The following is a 346-nucleotide window of genomic DNA, read 5'->3' on the forward strand; positions in this document are numbered from 1 at the left end:
ACCACGGTGTGATTCATGACTGGGGTGAAGTCGTAACAAGGTAGCCGTAGGGGAACCTGCGGCTGGATCACCTCCTTAATCGACGACATCAGCCTGCTGATGAGCTCCCACACGAATTGCTTGATTCTTTGTAGAAGGCGATCAAGACCTCCTGGAGGTCTGAGGCTGTTGCTGATCAGAACTCAGTAATGAACATTCAGTTCGAATGTTGATTTCTGGCTTTTGTCAGATCGTTCTTTAAAAATTCGGATATGTGATAGATATAGACTGAACACCAGTTTCACTGCTGGTGGATCAGGCTAAGGTAAAATTTGTGAGTTCTGCGCGAAAGCGCAACATGCGAATT

1 rRNA gene is annotated in these 346 nt (G+C 46.2%); it reads left to right on the forward strand.

Annotation, left to right across the window (positions count from 1 at the left end):
• Positions 1–78: ribosomal RNA gene (locus L6D64_RS28225) — 16S ribosomal RNA — on the forward strand; the annotation flags it as partial.
• Positions 79–346: the final 268 nt, after the last annotated feature.

Origin of the sequence: Pseudomonas urethralis, assembly GCF_021602465.1 — a bacterium.
In the GTDB taxonomy this organism is placed as follows: domain Bacteria; phylum Pseudomonadota; class Gammaproteobacteria; order Pseudomonadales; family Pseudomonadaceae; genus Aquipseudomonas; species Aquipseudomonas vlassakiae.